General features: G+C 72.0%; 12 protein-coding genes. 6 read left to right on the top strand and 6 right to left on the bottom strand.

Translation table 11 applies throughout. The features are described from left to right. Window positions 1–458: 458 nt before the first annotated feature. Window positions 459–1,271: a hypothetical protein gene (locus FH969_RS10485; protein ID WP_139987198.1), complete on the top strand. Its 813-nt coding sequence runs from the start codon at window positions 459–461 to the stop codon at window positions 1,269–1,271. A gap of 249 nt (window positions 1,272–1,520) precedes the next feature. Here FH969_RS10485 and FH969_RS10490 read toward each other — a convergent pair whose 3' ends face one another. Further along, on the bottom strand, window positions 1,521–3,122 hold the full coding sequence (locus FH969_RS10490; protein ID WP_139987199.1) for a DHA2 family efflux MFS transporter permease subunit: 1,602 nt from the start codon (window positions 3,120–3,122) through the stop codon (window positions 1,521–1,523). A 199-nt stretch (window positions 3,123–3,321) separates the two neighbouring features. Between FH969_RS10490 and FH969_RS10495 the strand changes: the two genes are divergently transcribed. The 5 genes from FH969_RS10495 (at window position 3,322) to FH969_RS10515 (ending at window position 9,604) form a co-directional block, all read left to right on the top strand. Further along, window positions 3,322–5,451: a TPM domain-containing protein gene (locus FH969_RS10495; RefSeq protein ID WP_139987200.1), complete on the top strand. Its 2,130-nt coding sequence runs from the start codon at window positions 3,322–3,324 to the stop codon at window positions 5,449–5,451. Between the two features lie 102 nt (window positions 5,452–5,553). After that, window positions 5,554–6,309 carry a PspA/IM30 family protein gene (locus tag FH969_RS10500; protein WP_139987201.1) on the top strand — a complete coding sequence of 252 codons (756 nt, stop codon included), beginning with the start codon at window positions 5,554–5,556 and terminating at the stop codon, window positions 6,307–6,309. Between the two features lie 113 nt (window positions 6,310–6,422). After that, window positions 6,423–6,992: an NYN domain-containing protein gene (locus tag FH969_RS10505; protein ID WP_108718138.1), complete on the top strand. Its 570-nt coding sequence runs from the start codon at window positions 6,423–6,425 to the stop codon at window positions 6,990–6,992. A gap of 360 nt (window positions 6,993–7,352) precedes the next feature. Further along, complete coding sequence (locus FH969_RS10510) at window positions 7,353–8,072, top strand: response regulator transcription factor (RefSeq protein WP_108718140.1); 720 nt, start codon at window positions 7,353–7,355, stop codon at window positions 8,070–8,072. 164 nt (window positions 8,073–8,236) lie between these two features. Further along, window positions 8,237–9,604 carry a sensor histidine kinase gene (locus FH969_RS10515; RefSeq protein WP_139987202.1) on the top strand — a complete coding sequence of 456 codons (1,368 nt, stop codon included), beginning with the start codon at window positions 8,237–8,239 and terminating at the stop codon, window positions 9,602–9,604. Between the two features lie 39 nt (window positions 9,605–9,643). Here the strand turns inward: FH969_RS10515 and gnpA are convergent, their stop codons facing one another. From gnpA to FH969_RS10540, 5 genes are all read right to left on the bottom strand, one after another. Further along, window positions 9,644–11,899: a 1,3-beta-galactosyl-N-acetylhexosamine phosphorylase gene (gnpA, locus tag FH969_RS10520; protein ID WP_139987203.1), complete on the bottom strand. Its 2,256-nt coding sequence runs from the start codon at window positions 11,897–11,899 to the stop codon at window positions 9,644–9,646. A 159-nt stretch (window positions 11,900–12,058) separates the two neighbouring features. After that, on the bottom strand, window positions 12,059–12,709 hold the full coding sequence (locus FH969_RS10525) for a hypothetical protein (protein WP_139987204.1): 651 nt from the start codon (window positions 12,707–12,709) through the stop codon (window positions 12,059–12,061). A 25-nt stretch (window positions 12,710–12,734) separates the two neighbouring features. Beyond that, window positions 12,735–13,679, bottom strand: coding sequence for a carbohydrate ABC transporter permease (locus FH969_RS10530; protein WP_180359764.1), 945 nt, complete (start codon window positions 13,677–13,679; stop codon window positions 12,735–12,737). Between the two features lie 11 nt (window positions 13,680–13,690). Next, a complete protein-coding gene (locus FH969_RS10535; protein WP_139987211.1) occupies window positions 13,691–14,617 on the bottom strand; it encodes a carbohydrate ABC transporter permease in 927 nt (308 codons plus the stop codon). Between the two features lie 187 nt (window positions 14,618–14,804). Beyond that, window positions 14,805–16,154: an ABC transporter substrate-binding protein gene (locus FH969_RS10540; protein WP_108718146.1), complete on the bottom strand. Its 1,350-nt coding sequence runs from the start codon at window positions 16,152–16,154 to the stop codon at window positions 14,805–14,807. Window positions 16,155–16,261: the final 107 nt, after the last annotated feature.

Here is a 16,261-nt window from a genome sequence, read left to right on the forward strand (position 1 = left end):
ACGCCACCGCCCCCCAGCCGCGCCGACCGTCACACCCGACACCCCGTGTGACGCTCCGCGCGGCCACCGCCCCCCAGCCGCGCCCACCGTCACACCCGAGGACGCTGTGGTGGACCACCGACGGAGATGACCACCCCCGCCTGTCCCCAACCCGCGTCCACGGCCTCGGGCTCGCGCTCATCCACAGCCGAACTGCGCTGCCTACCGCCGGAGCTGTTCGCTGAGCCGTGCGCTCAATCCCGCTCGACGTCCCTGACCCGCTCGGCTCCCTCTCCGGCGACTCACTCGGCCATCGCCCGGACGGACGCGTCCCACTCCGCGCGTTTCGTCCACTTCCACATCCGCTTCTGCGCACGGCCCGGCGCCAGCTCGGGCTTCTCTCACGGGAACAGTGCACGATCGCAGGAGTCTCGAAAGACAGAATCCGGCGGCTCGTTCAGGCCGGAGCGTGGCTGTGCGTGACGCGCGACGTCTTCCTCGTACTTCCTGGCCTGGTCGCTCACGACGACTGGCCCAACCGACTACGACAGCGTGCCTTCGTGGGCGCGCTCGCGGCTGGGAGCGAGTCCGTCGCAGTAGGCCACGCTGCGCTCTGCCTCGTGGGTGTCCAGGGCTCACCTCTCGACTACAAACCGCAGTTCTGGTTGCCGCCGGGCAGACAGGACCGCGAGCGGACCGGGGTGCGCCAGTGGCGCGGCTCCTTCGACCGAGACTCCGACGCGATGCTGGTGGAGAACATCTGGGTGGCGAAGCCGATCACCGCGCTGACCCACGTCCTCGGCGCCGTCGACCGTGAGGTCGCCGTCAGTCTGTTCGACAGCGCGCTGAACCTGCAGGTGATCAACAGCGCCGAGTTCGTTCGACTTGTCGATCTGATGCACAGTCGACCGGGTGTGCGTCATGTCCGCCAGTGGAACCAGCTGGCGGATCGACGCGCGGACTCGCCGCTGGAGAGCCGAGCCCGACTCGAGTGCCTCGACGCGGGTCTGGCCCCAAACGACTTGCAGCGCGTGGTGCTAGACGAGCGCGGCACATTCATCGGACGGTTCGACATGACGTGGGATCTCGGAGGAGGTCGACTGCTGATCATCGAGATGGATGGGGCGCATCATCGCCAGAACGGCACGGCGCGCCGCGACTCCGCGAAGGACAACGCCCTACGCCGCCTGGGGCACGTGGTGTACCACCTGGGCTGGGAAGACCTCGGGACCGGCGAACTTGTGCGAACCGTTCGCGTGGAGCTGCAGAGGGCCGGGCGGCTCGCCGCCTGAGTCGTACCAGAATGACCACCCCGTGTGACGCTCCGCGCGGCCACCGCCCCCCAGCCGCGCCCGCCGTCACACCCGACGACGCCACCGTCACGACCCCGCGCCCGTGTGACGCTCAGCGCGGCCACCGCCCCCCAGCCGCGCCCGCCGTCACACCCGCGCGGCCACCGTCACGACCCCGCGCCCGTGTGACGCTCCGCGCGGCCACCGCGACCGGCCCGCGCAGCCACCGCCACCCGACCGCGGTGTGCGTCAGTGCCCGACGGCGTGCGCCCGCTCGCCTGCTCCGTCACCTGCGGCGTCGCCCGCCCCGTTGCCCGCCCCGCCACCCGGGACGTCGGCCGGGCGGCGCAGGGAAACTGCGAGCAACGCCGCGACCACGAGCGCGCCGACACCCACCCACAACGCAGACTGGATGCCCCCGGCCAGTGCGTCGCTCTCGCTCGCCCCGGCCGCGAGGCGCGACGCCTGCCCCGTGGTCATCACGGCGACGAGCGCCGCCGTGCCGGCCGCCCCCGCCAGCTGCTGCAGCGTGCCGATCGTCGCGGACCCGTGGGCCACGAGCGGTCCGGCCACCGCCGACAGCGCCACCGTGAACATGGGCGTGAACACCAGGGCCATGCCGAGGCTCATGAGCACGTGCCCGGCCAGCACCACGCCGACCGCACGCGGTCCCGCGGCCAGCAGCGCGAGGGCGCCCGCGGCGAGCACGAGGCCGGGCAGGGCGAGCGGACGCGCGCCCACGGCGTCGTACATCCGCCCGACCACGGGCCCCAGCAGTCCCATCGCGAGCGCGCCCGGGAGCATCACGAGTCCCGCCCCGAGCGGCTCGAGGCCGAGCACGCGCTGCGTGAGGAGCGGCAGCAGCATCATCACGCCGAACATCGCGAACATGGCGAGGCACATGATGCCCAGCGCGACCGTAAAGTCCCGGATGCCGAGCACGCGCACGTCCAGGAGCGCGCGGCCGGCGGGCGCGAGCCGCAGCTGCCGCCAGACGAACACCGTGAGGGCGGCGACGCCGAGCACGACGGCGACCCACGGCGTCGTGCTCGATCCCCCGTCGGACGCCTCGCCGAGCAGGGACAGCCCGACGACGAGCCCACCGAACGCGACGACGGCGAGCGGCACGGAGAGCACGTCGAGCGGTCCGGTCTCCGCCTCGGTCTCCGCCCTGACCCAGCGCGCGCCGCACGCGAGCGCGACGAGCGCGATCGGCAGCACGAGGCCGAAGATCCAGTGCCAGGAGAGCGAGCGCAGCACGAGGCCGGACGCGGTCGGCCCGAGCGCGGGCGCAGCAGCGATCACGAGCGCCACGTTCCCCATGACGCGCCCACGCGCGCGCGCGGGCACCACCGCCATCACGGTGGTCATGAGCAGCGGCATCATCACCGCCGTGCCGGACGCCTGCACCACCCGCGCGGTGAGCAGGATCTCGAACGTGGGCGCGAACGCGGCGAGCGCGGTGCCGACGGAGAACGCGCCCATCGCCACGACGAACGACACGCGCGTGCCGAGCCGACCGAGCAGCCACCCGGTGGTGGGAATGACGACGGCCATCGTGAGGAGGAACGCCGTGGTGAGCCACTGTCCCGCGGCGGCCGAGATCCCGAAGTCGTCCATGATCGGCGGCAGTGCGACCGACATCGTCGTCTCGTTGAGAATGACGACGAACGCCGAGCACAGCAGCAGCGCGAGCAGACGGCGGTTCGCCGGGGTGAGCGTGGCGGGCGCGGCGGCCGCAGGGGCGTCCGGCACGACGGCGTCGCTCGGGTCGGGCGCGCGGGTCACCCGCTGGTGGGCTGTGGGTGGATCGAGGTCGCTCGCCTCACGACACTGAGTCGTCTCGGACATGGGCCCTCCGCCGGATCGGGTCTCGTCACGAGTGTGACTCGGGCGGTACAGCGTTCTCATCGACAAGGTTGTTCCCGGGGTCCGGGTGCTGGGATCGACCCTGCGAACCGCCCGCGAACAGGCGTCGAACCGGCGTCGAACAGGCACCGCACCGGCTGCGCACGTTGCGCACCGCCAGCGCGACGGCGAGGATCGGGTCATGCCCGCTGGCTCGCCGTCGACCGTTCGCGCCCGACCCGGCGGGGGTGTGGCCGCCCGAGGCGTGCGCGCCCTCGCCGCACTCGCGGCGGCCGCTCTCCTCCTGCTCGTGCCGGCGGCGGCGTACGCCGATGCGCCGTTCTTCCTGCCGCAGCGGCTCACCGACAGCACCACCGACGGGGTCCTCGGGACCGGGTTCGCCGACGCCGACGCCGCGCTGACGGAGCTCGAGAGCCAGGGCACGTACCGGCTGTGGGCGGTCTTCGTCGACTCCTTCGACGGCGTGAGCGCCGCGGACTGGGCGGACGCGACCGCCACCATGTCGAACCTCGGCGAGGACGACCTGGTGCTCGCCGTCGCCGTCGACGACCGTTCGCTGGCGCTGTCGGCGACGGACGCGGTCCCGCAGGGGGTGTACGACGACGCCTACGACGCCGCGACCGCCGCCGCGACGGCCGCCGCCGACGGTGACGGGACCTGGTCGCAGGTCGTGGTCGACACGGCCCAGGCGCTCGGGTCCACCGGGGGCGGTGGCGGCTCGGGGGCCGCGGTCGCCGTCGGGGTCGGCGCGGTCGCCGTCGCCGGCGTAGGCACCTGGGCGGTGCTGCGCCGGCGGCGCAAGGGGCGCGACGGCGGCGCGAGCGGGACGGGCGCCGGCGGCGCCTCGGACGCCGCGTCGCTGCCGACCGAGGAGCTCGTGGCGCGATCCGGCACCGCCCTCGTGGCGATCGACGACGAGCTGCGCTCGTTCGAGCAGGACCTCGGGTTCGCCGAGGCGCAGTTCGGCAGCGACGCGACCGGGACCTTCGCAAGCGTGCTCGCGGAGGCCAAGTCCACGGTCGGGTCGGCGTTCGCCGCGCGCCAGGAGCTCGACCGGACGCAGGACGAGGGCCGCCGTCGTGCGCTCGCCATCCAGGTGCTCCAGGCGTGCGAGTCCGTCTCGGGCGCGCTCGAGGAGCAGTCGGCCGCGTTCGAGGCGCTGCGCAAGGAGCAGGCCGACGTGCCGGGGCGCCTGGCGGCCATCCTCACCCGCGCGGACGAGACGGCAGCCCGGCTCGAGCCGACCCGCGCCACCCTCGCGGCGCTCGGGGTGCAGTACCCACCGACGGCCCTGGCGTCCGTGAGAGCGAACCCGGACCACGCGGCGCAGCTCGTCGACGCCGCCCGCGCGGCGGCCACCACCGGTCAGCAGCACGTCGCCGCGGGCGATGCGGGCGCAGGGGTGGCCCAGGCCCGGGTTGCCGAGAACGCCCTGGGCCAGGCCGCCGGCCTGCTCGACGCCGTGGACCGGGCCCGCGAGACGCTCGCCGACGCCGTCGGCCGACTCCAGGCCGCGACGGCCTCGATCACCTCCGACGTGTCCGACGCGCGGCGGCTCGCGCCGCAGGACGCGGCCGTCGGCGCCCTGGTCAGCGCCGCCAACGAGGCCGTGGGCGGAGCGTCGACGGCGACCCAGCCGGGTGGTGACCCGCTCGCGGCGCTGGCACGGCTGGCGAACGCGGAGTCGGCGCTCGACGCCGCGCTCGCGCCCTACCGCGAGGCGGCCGAGGTGGCCGAGCGGGCGCGCGTCCAGGTGACCGAGCGCGCGAGCCGGCTCGAGAGCGCCATCCGCGCGACCAACGACTACATCGACTCCCGACGCGGCGCCGTCGGACCCGATGCCCGCACCGCGCTGGCCGAGGCGATCCGGCTGCTCGGACAGGCGCGCGCGCTCGAGGCGAGCGATCCGACGTCGGCGCTCGCGGCGCTGCAGGCGGCCGAGCAGCAGCAGGCTCAGGCGACCCAGCTCGCCCAGCGCGACGTCGCCGCGTGGGAGCAGCAGCAGGGCGGCGGCGGGTACGGCGGCGCGGGCGGCTACGGCGGCACGGGGTCCGGTGGCGGGGGTGTCGACATCGGCTCGCTCATCCTCGGCGGCATCCTCATGGGCGGCGGCAACCGGCGCTCGTCGTGGGGCGGCGGCTCCTCGTGGGGCGGGGGCTCCTCGTGGGGCGGGGGCGGATCCTCGTGGGGTGGGGGCGGGTCGAGCGGCCGATCGTCCGGCGGTCGGTCCTCGTCCAGCCGCTCCTCCGGCGGGGGTCGACGCCCGAGCGGGGGCGGCTCTCGCGGCCGCACCCGGGGCGGACGGTTCTAGGCGCCGCCCACCGGCACGCCTTCGCCTCACCCACGATCCAGCACCACCAGTCCGGCACGATCCAGCACGATCCCCAGCACGGCAGAAGAGGAAGGAACGGCAGTGGCAGAGAAGCAGACGATCCTCGGGCGCATCAGCCAGCTCGCGAAGGCCAACATCAACTCGCTCCTGGACCGCGCGGAGGACCCGGAGAAGATGCTCGACCAGCTCATCCGCGACTACAAGAACAACATCGTCGAGGCGGAGAACGCAATCGCCCAGACGATCGGCAACACCCGCCTCGCCCAGCAGGACCTCGCGGAGGACAAGGCTGCGGTCCAGGAGTGGGGCGCGAAGGCGGCCGCGGCCGCCGCGACGGCGCAGCGCAAGGCCGCCGAGGGCAACCAGGCCGAGGCTGACCGGTTCACCCAGCTCGCGCGGATCGCGCTCGGCAAGCAGCTCGACTACGAGAAGGAGGTCGCCTCCTCCGAGCCGATCGTCGCCTCGCAGGCCGAGACCGCCGAGAAGCTCAGGGTCGGCCTTGCGGGCATGAAGGACAAGCTGAGCCAGCTGCAGTCCAAGCGCGACGAGCTCGTGGCGCGGGCGAAGGCCGCTCAGGCGCAGCAGAAGGTGCACGACGCCGTCGGGTCCATCAACGTGCTCGACCCCACGTCGGAGCTGTCCCGCTGGGAGGACTCGGTCCGCCAGCAGGAGGCGCAGGCCGCGGGGCACGCCGAGATCGCGGCGTCGAGCCTGGAGTCCCAGTTCGCCGAGCTCGAGTCGGCCGGGGACAAGACGGAGATCGAGCTGCGGCTCGAGGCGCTGCAGCGCGGCGTGCTGCCGCCGTCCGGTACGCAGGACCAGATCACCCAGGGCTGAGTCCGGATCAGCACACGGACGCCGAGGGGCGGGACATCGTCGATGTCCCGCCCCTCGGCGCTGCTGAGCCCGCACGGCAGCACCCTCGCGGGCTGAGCCCTAGGGTGGGCGGCATGGAGCCCGCGTCCCCGAACCGCACATACCTGCTCGTCGACGGCGAGAACATCGACGCGACGCTCGGCATGAGCGTGCTGGGGCGCCGCCCCGCCCCCGAGGAGCGCCCGCGCTGGGAGCGCGTCAACACCTTCGCGCAGCACCTGTGGAACCAGCCGGTCACCGCGCTGTTCTTCCTCAACGCCTCCTCCGGCCAGATGCCGATGGGGTTCGTGCAGGCGTTGCTGGCGCTGGGCTACCACCCGATCCCGCTGTCGGGCAGCGCGACCGAGAAGGTCGTCGACATCGGTATCCAGCGCACGCTGGAGGCGATCGCGGGCCGCGGCGGCGACGTGCTGCTAGCCAGCCACGACGGCGACTTCCTCCCGCAGGTCGAGACCCTGCTCGACGGCGAGCACCGCGTCGGCCTGCTGGCCTTCCGGGAGTTCGCGAACGCCCAGTTCACCGAGCTGACCGAGCGCGGGCTCACGATCCACGACCTCGAGGACGACCTCGGCGCCTTCAACGCCCCGCTGCCGCGGGTGCGCATCATCCCGATCTCGGCGTTCGACCCGCTGCGCTACCTCTGACGGGCTCCGCCTCCCGGCCCGCCCGTTGGCGAGAGGATTTTCGTCCTTTCGCGAGAGAAAGTTCGTCCTTTCGCGAGAGGAAGTTCGTCCTTTCGCGAGAGGAAGTTCGTCCTTTCGCGAGAGGAAGTTCGTCCTTTCGCGAGAGGAACCTCGTCGTCCGACTCACCCTTGGCAGTCCCCGCTCACGACGGCGAGCATCGCCCGGGTGCAGGCGCGACAGACTTCCTCTCGCGAAAGGACGAAGATCACCTCGCGAAAGGACAGAGATCCTCTCGCGAAAGGACAGAGATCCTCTCGCGAAGGGGGGCGCGTCGAGGCCACGTCCAGGAAACACTCAGCCAGGCGGGGCAGGATGACCCCGTGACCGCTGCCGCCCGTACGCCCGAGGCGCGGCTCGCCGTCGTCGACGACGAGCCCCACCTGCGCGACCTCCTCCAGGCCTCCCTGCGCTTCGCCGGGTTCGACGTCGTGACCGCGGCGTCCGGCGCGGAGGCGATCGGCGTCATCGCCGACGGCGGGGTCGACCTCGTCGTCCTGGACGTCATGCTCGGCGACATGGACGGCTTCGAGGTCACCCGCCGCCTGCGCGGCCGCGGCGTCACCGTCCCGGTCCTCTTCCTCACCGCGCGCGACGACGTGGCCTCCACCGTGCAGGGCCTCACCGTCGGCGGCGACGACTACGTCACCAAGCCCTTCAGCCTCGAGGAGCTCGTCGCGCGGATCCGCGCGGTGCTGCGGCGCAGCGGCAGCGAGGAGGACGACGCCGTCCTGCGCTACGCCGACCTCGAGATCGACTCCGACGCACGCGAGGTGCGCCGAGCCGGTCGGCTCATCGACCTGTCACCCACCGAGTTCGAGCTCCTGCGCTACCTCACGACGAACGCCGGCCGCGTCCTCTCCCGCCAGCAGATCCTCGACCACGTGTGGGACTACGACTGGCGCGGTGAGCCCACCATCGTGGAGTCCTACATCTCCTACCTGCGCCGCAAGATCGACGCGCCGCAGGCGCCCGACGGCGAGCCACCCGTCCCGCTCATCCACACCAGGCGTGGGCTCGGGTACGTGCTGAAGCAGTCGTGACGGACGAACGCCACCCCGCCGCCGGCCGAGCTGCCCCAGCCGACCCAGCCGGCCGACAAGGCACAGCCGGCCCCGCCGCCGGCACAGCCGGCCCCGCAGACGGCCCAGCCGCAGGCCCGGTCGCCCTCTGGCGCCGCCAGCCGCTGCGCGTCCGCCTCGTCGTGATGTTCACGGCGCTGCTCCTGCTGGCCCTCGTCACGGTCGGCTCCCTCGCGCTCACGCTGCTGCGCCAGTCCCTCCTCGCCGAGATCGACGGCCAGCTCACCGGCGCCGCGCAGTCGCTCGTGGAGCAGTCCTGGCAGGGCTCGCTGTCCGACCACGACGATCCCACCAACCCGCTCGTGCCCTCGGAGTACGCGGTCCTCATCGCGACCATCGACGGGTCGGTGGTGGTCGAGGACGTCGCGACGGCGGGCCGGCCCGCCGTCGGCTCGCTCGCGATCACCGACGTCGAGCGGCGCGGGAGCCAGCCCTTCACCACGGGCTCGGCGGCCGGCGACACCCGCTGGCGCGCCGTCGTCGCCCCCCTCACGTCGGCCGACGGGCGGATCATCGGGACGGCTGCGGTCGCCCTGCCGCTCACCTCGGTGGACGCGACGATGCGCCGGATGGTCGGCGCGCTCATGGCGGTGAGCGGCGGGGTGCTGCTGGTCGCCGGGGTGGCGACCTACGCCGTCGTGCGCCGCAGCCTGCAGCCGCTGCGCCGGATGGAGACGACCGCGGCGGCGATCGCCGCCGGTGACATGTCCCAGCGCGTCACCGACCCGCCGCCGCCCAGCACCGAGGTCGGGTCGCTCGCGGCGTCGATCAACACGATGCTCGGCGACCTCGAGGAGGCGTTCGACGCCCAGCGCGCGAGCGAGGAGCGGATGCAGCGATTCGTGGGCGACGCGAGCCACGAGCTGCGCACGCCCCTGGCCACGGTCGCCGGGTACACCGAGCTCTACCGGATGGGCGGCATCCCGGACGCCGAGCTGCCCGGCGTGATGGGCCGGATCGAGGACTCCGCGACGCGGATGAGCTCGCTCGTGGTCGAGCTCCTCACCCTCGCGCGGCTCGACCAGGGCGCGCCGCTGCGGATCGAGCCCGTTCCGCTCGCGCCGGTGCTGGAGTCGGCGGCCGCGGACCTGCGTGCGCTCGACCCGACCCGCACCGTCCAGGTCCACCTCGAGCCCGGCGCCGCCGTCGCCGTGGACCGCGCCGCCTTCCAGCAGGTCCTCACGAACCTCGTCGGGAACGCCGCCGCCTACTCCCCCGCCGGCACGCCGGTCGAGCTCGTCGCAGGCCTGCTCCCCGGCGGCCTCGTGCGCCTGGAGGTGCGCGACCACGGCCCCGGCGTGCCCGCCGCCGACCGCGAGCGGATCTTCGAGCGCTTCGCACGCCTGGACGCCGGCCGCTCGCGCGACGCGGGCGGGTCCGGCCTCGGCCTGTCGATCGTGCGCTCGTCCGTCGTCGCCATGGGCGGCACGGTCGTGTGCGACGATACGCCCGACGGCGGAGCGACCTTCCGCGTCGAGCTCCCCGCCGCCTGAGGTACTTCCGCGCGGGCGGGTGCCGCCTTCGGGCCCGGGCTACGTCACCGGAAGCGCGAGCAGCTCCCCCGGCGCGAGTACGAGCGTGCGCTCGGCGCCCGACGGTGCGCGCAGCACGGTCGTCACGACGCTCGACGCCGAGCTCGCCACGAGCACCTGGCCGGCGGTCGGGAAGTGCGCGACGTCGACCTCGGGCGCCGAGGACGTCCAACCCGACCGCTCGCGGCCGGCCGCCCACCACAGCGCGTTCTCCAGCAGGCGCGCCGACGCGGGCCCGTGCCGGTGGTCGGCGAGGAAGACCGCGCGGCCGTCGCCGAAGGCCGTCGCCGTGGCCACCGGGAGGCCGGCGCCGTCGACGGCGAGCACGTCCACTCCCGCGCGCACGAGGTGCGTGCCACGCACGGCGGCGACGTGCTCGAGGGCGTGCGGGACGCCGTCGAGCACGGGATGGTGCTGGTGCACCTCGAACCGCCGACGCGACAGGACCCGCCGGTCCCCCGCGTCCTGGTCGACCCCCAGCACGGGGGCGAGCTGCAGGCGGTGGAGGCGACCGGGCGCCTCGGCCCGGTCCAAGGCGGCGGGCTCCTGAACCCCGATCAGGCCGCCGCCGCTCGCGACGAAGGCGGTGACCGCCGTCGTGAGCGCGGGGTCGGCCCACGCGGGACCACCGGACCACGCCGTCCCCGCGGGGCCGGCGTTGACGAGGACGTCGACGTCGTCGGGCACGCCGTCGGTGGCGACCTCGGCGAGGGACAGCCAGCGCACGTCGAACGGCAGCCCGGCGAGGGACTCGATGACGTGCAGGAGGGAGAGGTCCGGGCTCTCGTGCAGGTGACCGGAGCAGGTCCACGACCGCAGCGCGCCCCACGCCGTCAGCACAGCGACGCGCACGGGTGCGACCTCGGGGGCGCCGGCCTCGTGCAGCGAGCGGATCAGCCGGTGCTCGTCCGCGACGCCCGCGATGTAGGCCTGGAAGTCCTCGAACGGCTCGACGAGCGAGAGGTAGCCGCCGAGCCCGATCCGGTCGATCCGCTCGCGCAGGAGCGCGCGGCGCAGGACCGTCCAGTAGGACTGCGCATCCGCCGTCGGGTCGCCGCCGGGCGCGAAGGTCGGCGCGCCCTCGAGGTTCACGGGGAAGAGGTAGGGGTGCAGGCGCAGCTCGTGCACCGGGACGTCGACGCCGGCGTTCAGGCGCGCCTCGTACCCGGAGAAGACGGCCTTGATGAGCCCGTCGAACCCCATCTCGCCGAACTGCGGCGACCACGGCTCGAGGCCGATCCAGGAGTCGTCGTAGAAGACGTAGGCCTTCTTGCCGTGCCGGTGCACCACGTCGACGCAGCGGCGCCCGAGGTCGCGCACGAACGCGCCGACGAACGCCATCCACTCGAGGTAGATCGCCGACGGTGGGTTGTGGGTCGAGGTGTACCGGCCCGCGTTGACGAAGTCCTCGGCCGTGATCGGCACCTCGCGCCCGGCGTTGAACTCGCGCAGCGCGATCGGGTTCACGGTGAAGTCGTAGGAGCCCCAGTCGGCGTAGACGTGGGGCAAATCGGGATCCGAGCCCCAGAACCACGCGAAGTTGTAGAAGAGCGAGGTGAACCGGACGACCGTGGTGTCCGGGTGCGTCACGCACCACTCCTCCAGCCACGCCAGGAGGTGCTCGGCCACCTCGGGGTGCCGCGGCTCGACGGCCATGAGGCGCGGGCGGTCACCCCAGTCGTTGGTCACGTGGTTGTACATCGAGATCTCCTCCCACAGCCGCATGGCGAGGAAGTTGACCGTGTAGGAGTGGCCGGGGACGGCGCCGGTGAGGCGGACCGTGCCGGGCGCGGTGGCGGCATCGGCGGCGTCGGCGGCATCGGCGCTGTCGGCGGTGTCGGCGCTGGTCTCGACGGCGGCCTCGCCGCCGATCGACCACTGCTCACGCAGCACCTCGGTGCCCGTGGTGCGGTCGAAGACCTGCCAGAACTCGGTGCCGTCCCAGTCGTTCACGACGAACTGGTCGGTGGAGAACCCCTCGAGCAGCTCGATGACCAGCTCCTCGCCCTCGGCGACGCGCGGGAACGACATCAGCACGTTCTGCTGCAGCAGCCGCGAGTGCTCCGCGGCCCACGCGCGGTCCTCGCGGATGAGGCAGATCGTGGAGTAGATGCCGTGGCCGGCGTGCAGGATCTCGGGCGAGAGCTGCGTGCCGTCCGAGTCGCGAATGACGTCGGCCCCCCAGCGCTCGGCGAGACGCAGCGTGAGCGCCTCGTGTCCGGCCTCGCCGGGCAGGGTGAAGCCACCGTGGTCCATGGTTCGTTCTCCTTCTGGGGCCGCAACGGTGCGGCTCAGGGGGTCGGTCGGTCGGGCGTCGGTCGGGAGGTCCGTCGGTCGGTCCGGCGGTCGGTCGGGCGTCGGTCGGACAGGCGGCGGTCGGACAGGCGGCGGTCGGACAGGCGGCGGCTCGGCGGGTCAGCCGGTCGGCTCGCCGCGTCGGGCCAGCCGCAGCTGCCCGGCGACCAGCGCGATGGCGATCATCCCCGGCGTCAGCACCACGAGTGGAGGGAGCATCCACACCACCACGGCACTGACGCCGAACGCGACGATCACGTACGCCGAGCCCACGGGATCGGCGACGGCGAGCTCCCGCCCGCGCGTCAGCAGGTCGCCCCAGCGTGCGCCGGGTCGCCAGAGCGCGGCCGCGCGGCAGACCCACACGCCGAGGGCGACGGCGATGATCGCCGTCGCGCCGGCCAGCACCACCCCGCCGGGCACGAGACGCTGGAGCGCGGCGGAGAGGTTGAGCGCGAGCAGGAACGCGACGACCGCGGTGAGCAGCCCGACCCACCACCCGGTGCGGATCGCCTGCCAGGCCGAGCGCAGCAGGTCGCGCATGGCATCGGCCCGGTCGGTGAGGTGCTGCTCGAGGTGGTGGACGCCGGCCGCGAGAGCCGGCACCGCCGTGATCACCGGCAGCGAGAGCGCGGTGACCACGAGGCCCACCACGATCATCTCGCCGAAGGTGGCGACGCCCCCACCGCCGAAGCGCCGCATGTCCTCGACCGGCCGGCCCTGGCGGCGGCGTGCGCCGCCGCCCGGGCCGGGCCTGCCGGTGGAGGTCATCGGGGCCGCCGGGGGCGGGTGCGCGTCATCCCTTGAGGCCCTGGGTGGCGACGCCGCCGACGAGCTGGCGTTGGAAGGCGAAGAAGAAGAGCATGACGGGCAGGAGGGCGAGGACGGCCATGGCCATCTGGGCGCCGTAGTCGCTGGTGGAGGTCTGGTCGACGTAGGCGCGCAGGGCGATGGGCATCGTGTACTTGTCCGGGCTCTTGAGGTAGAGCAGGGGCCCGAAGAAGTCGTTCCAGGACCAGATGAACGCGAAGATCGAGGACGTGACCAGGGCGGGCTTCATCAGGGGCAGGATGATCGAGGCGAAGATCCTCGGGTGCCCTGCGCCGTCGATGCGGGCGGCCTCGTCCAGCTCGCTCGGCAGGCCGCGCATGAACTGGATCATGAGGAACACGAAGAACGCGTCCGCGGCGAGGAACTTGCCCAGCAGCAGCGGCCAGTAGGTGTTCACCATGCCCAGGGAGTTGAACACGATGTACTGCGGGATGATCACGACGTGGAACGGCAGCAGCATCGTGGCGATCATGCACGCGAAGAACGCGTTCCGCCCCGGGAAGTTCACCCTCGCGAAGGCGTAGGCGGCCAGGGAGCAGGAGATCACCACCCCGACCACCGAGGCGACGGCCAGGATGAGGGAGTTGCGCACGAACACCCAGAACGAGACCCCGCCGATCCCGTTCAGGGCGGTGAGGTAGTTGTCCAGGGACGCCCCGTGCGGGATCAGGGACACGTCCCCGACGATCTCGTTCGTCGGCTTGAACGTGGACATCAGCATCCACACCGCGGGGTAGAGGATCACGATCAGCACGATGAGGCTGAACAGGTGGAACCCCAGGGAGGAGGCCAGGTTGCGGCGCTTGGCCTGCTTGCGCAGCTGAGCAGACCGCTCGCTGCTCACCCCAGCACCGCTGCCGCCGGGCAGGACGCCGGCGGGACCGGTCTTGCCCACGGCCTTCGGGGGCATCGACGTCGCGCTCACTTGTTACCTCCGGAGTAGTGCACCCACGCGTTCGAGGTCCGGAACATCACCAGGGTCACCAGACCCACCACGACCACCAGCACCCACGCCATCGCGGAGGCGTAACCCATCTGGAAGTCACGGAAGCCCCGGAAGTACAGGTACAACGTGTAGAACAGGGTCGAGCGGGCCGGACCACCGGTGCCGTTGGAGATGATGAACGCGGAGTTGAAGATCTGGAACGCGTGGATCGTCTCCAGCAGCAGGTTGAAGAACAGCACCGGGGACAGCATCGGGATCGTGATGCGCAGGAACTTGCGCACCGGCCCCGCGCCGTCGACCTCGGCCGCCTCGTACAGCTCCACCGGGACCTGCTTGAGCCCGGCCAGGACGATCACCATCGGGGCACCGAACTGCCACACCGTGAGCAGGATCAGCATCGGCATCGTCTTGTTCGGGTCACCCACCCAGCCACCCTCGGCCGCGGTGGGCCCACCCAGGGCCTCCACGACCCGGGCCACGATGCCGTTGTCGATGAACATCGCCTTCCACACGATGGCGATCGAGACCGACCCACCGATCAGGCTGGGCATGTAGTACGCCGAGCGGTAGAACCCCTGACCACGGTGGGAGTTGTTCAGCAGCATCGCCACCGCCAACGCGCTGATCAGCTTGATCGGGGTCCCGACCAGCACGTAGTACAACGTGATCTTCGACGCCTGGATGAAGTTCGGGTCCGTGAACAGGCGCTGGTAGTTCTCCAGCCCCGTGAAGTTCGGCGCCGCGAACAAGTTGTAGTCCGTGAACGACAGGTACAACGACGCCAGCATCGGCCCAGCCGTCAAGACGAAGAACCCGATCAACCACGGCGACAAGAACGCCAGACCCACCCGCGCAGTCGCACGATCACGCCGCTTGATCGCACTTCGCCGCACAGGATCCATCACCACTGCTTCAGCAGCCACCACGGACCTCCCTCGGTCCAATTCCACCAAGCACATCAGAGACAAGACACCGACGGCGGCGCCCACGCAACGCGGACGCCGCCGTCGGACGATGGTCGGAGGGACTGCGCCCTCCGGCGCCGGGTGGGCACGCGCCGTGGGCGCGGACCCTACCCGGCGAGGACGGTCAGCCGACCGCCATGGAGGCCTCGGCGAACCACTCGTCCGCGAACTGCTCCGGCGTGATGTTGCCGTAGTTCAGCTCCTCGCCGAGGTTGCGCCACTTCTCCTCGATGGTGCCGAAGCCCTTGACGGGGATCGGTGCGGTCGAGGTCTCGGTCTCGCCGATGAGCTCCTCGTAGGCGAGGACCTTGGCGTCGGTCGAGCCCTCCTCGGCGACGATCGCAGCGCGCTGCTCGGAGTCCGCGGGGACGCCCTTGCTCGTGCCGAAGATCTCGCCGACCGACGGGTCGGTCAGGAGGAAGTTGATGAACGTCGCGGCGGCCTCCGCGTGCTCGGTGTTGGCGCCGGCGGCGAGCAGCATCGAGGGGCGGAAGAAGTTCTGGGTGCCGTTGTCGCCGGACCAGATCGGGACGATCTCGAGGTTGTCGGTGCCGGAGTCGGCCGTGTAGGACGCCATGAAGTTGTCCCAGGTGGCCTCGGCCGCGACCTCGTTGACCGTGAAGCCGCCGAGCGGGGAGAGCGCCACGCCGCGGTCGACCGGGAAGACGGCCTTGTTCTCGCGGAGGTCGGCCGTGAGGCTGAGCCACTCGACGACGTCGTCCTCGGTGAAGTTCAGCTGACCGTCATCGGTGAACGGCGCCTCGCCCTGCTGGATGACCCACTGGAGGAAGAACCAGAACGTCGACGTGTAGTCGCCGGAGCCGTAGAGCTTGTAGCCCTCGGCGTTGGTGACGTTCGCGTCGGAGACGGCCTGGACGAACTCGTTGTACTCGTCGTACGTGTAGCCGTCCGCGGGGAAGTCCACTCCGACCTGCTCGATCACCGTCGGGTTGACGAACATGCCGAGGGTGTTGGTGGAGGTCGGGATCGCGGCCTGCACGTCGTTGAGGTTGCCGGCCGCGACGAGGCTCTCGTCGAAGTTGCCGAGGTCGATCGTGCCGTTGTCGATGAACTCCTGCAGGTCCAGCAGGCGGTTCGTGCTGGCGTACTCGCGCAGGTAGGAGGAGTCGAACTGCATCACGTCGGGCAGCGCATTGCCGGCCGCCTCGGTGTTGCGGGCGGTCCAGTAGTCCGGGAACGCCTGCCAGCTCGTCTGCACCGTGATGTAGGGGTAGGCCTCGTTGAACTTCGCGATGGCCTGGTTGTAGCGGTCGGCCCGGTCGTCGTTGCCCCACCACGTGAAGTTGATGGTGACCGGGGTCGTGTCGGGGGTGGCCTCGCCTGCGGCGCTGCCGTCCCCACCGGAGGTGGCTCCGCCGGTGGCGTCGTCGGTGCCACCGCCCGAGCTGCACGCGGTGAGCGCCAGACCGGCGGCCGCGAAGACCGCGGCGATGGAGATGACTGACTTCCTCATGTTCGATGAGCCTCTCTGCTCAGGACGTCCGATGTGTGTGCTGAATCGGTACAACAGGACCATATTGAATCGATACAGATGCGTCAAGCGGAACGAGGGCCCGAGAC

The organism is Miniimonas arenae, assembly GCF_006351005.1.
Lineage (GTDB): Bacteria > Actinomycetota > Actinomycetes > Actinomycetales > Beutenbergiaceae > Miniimonas > Miniimonas arenae.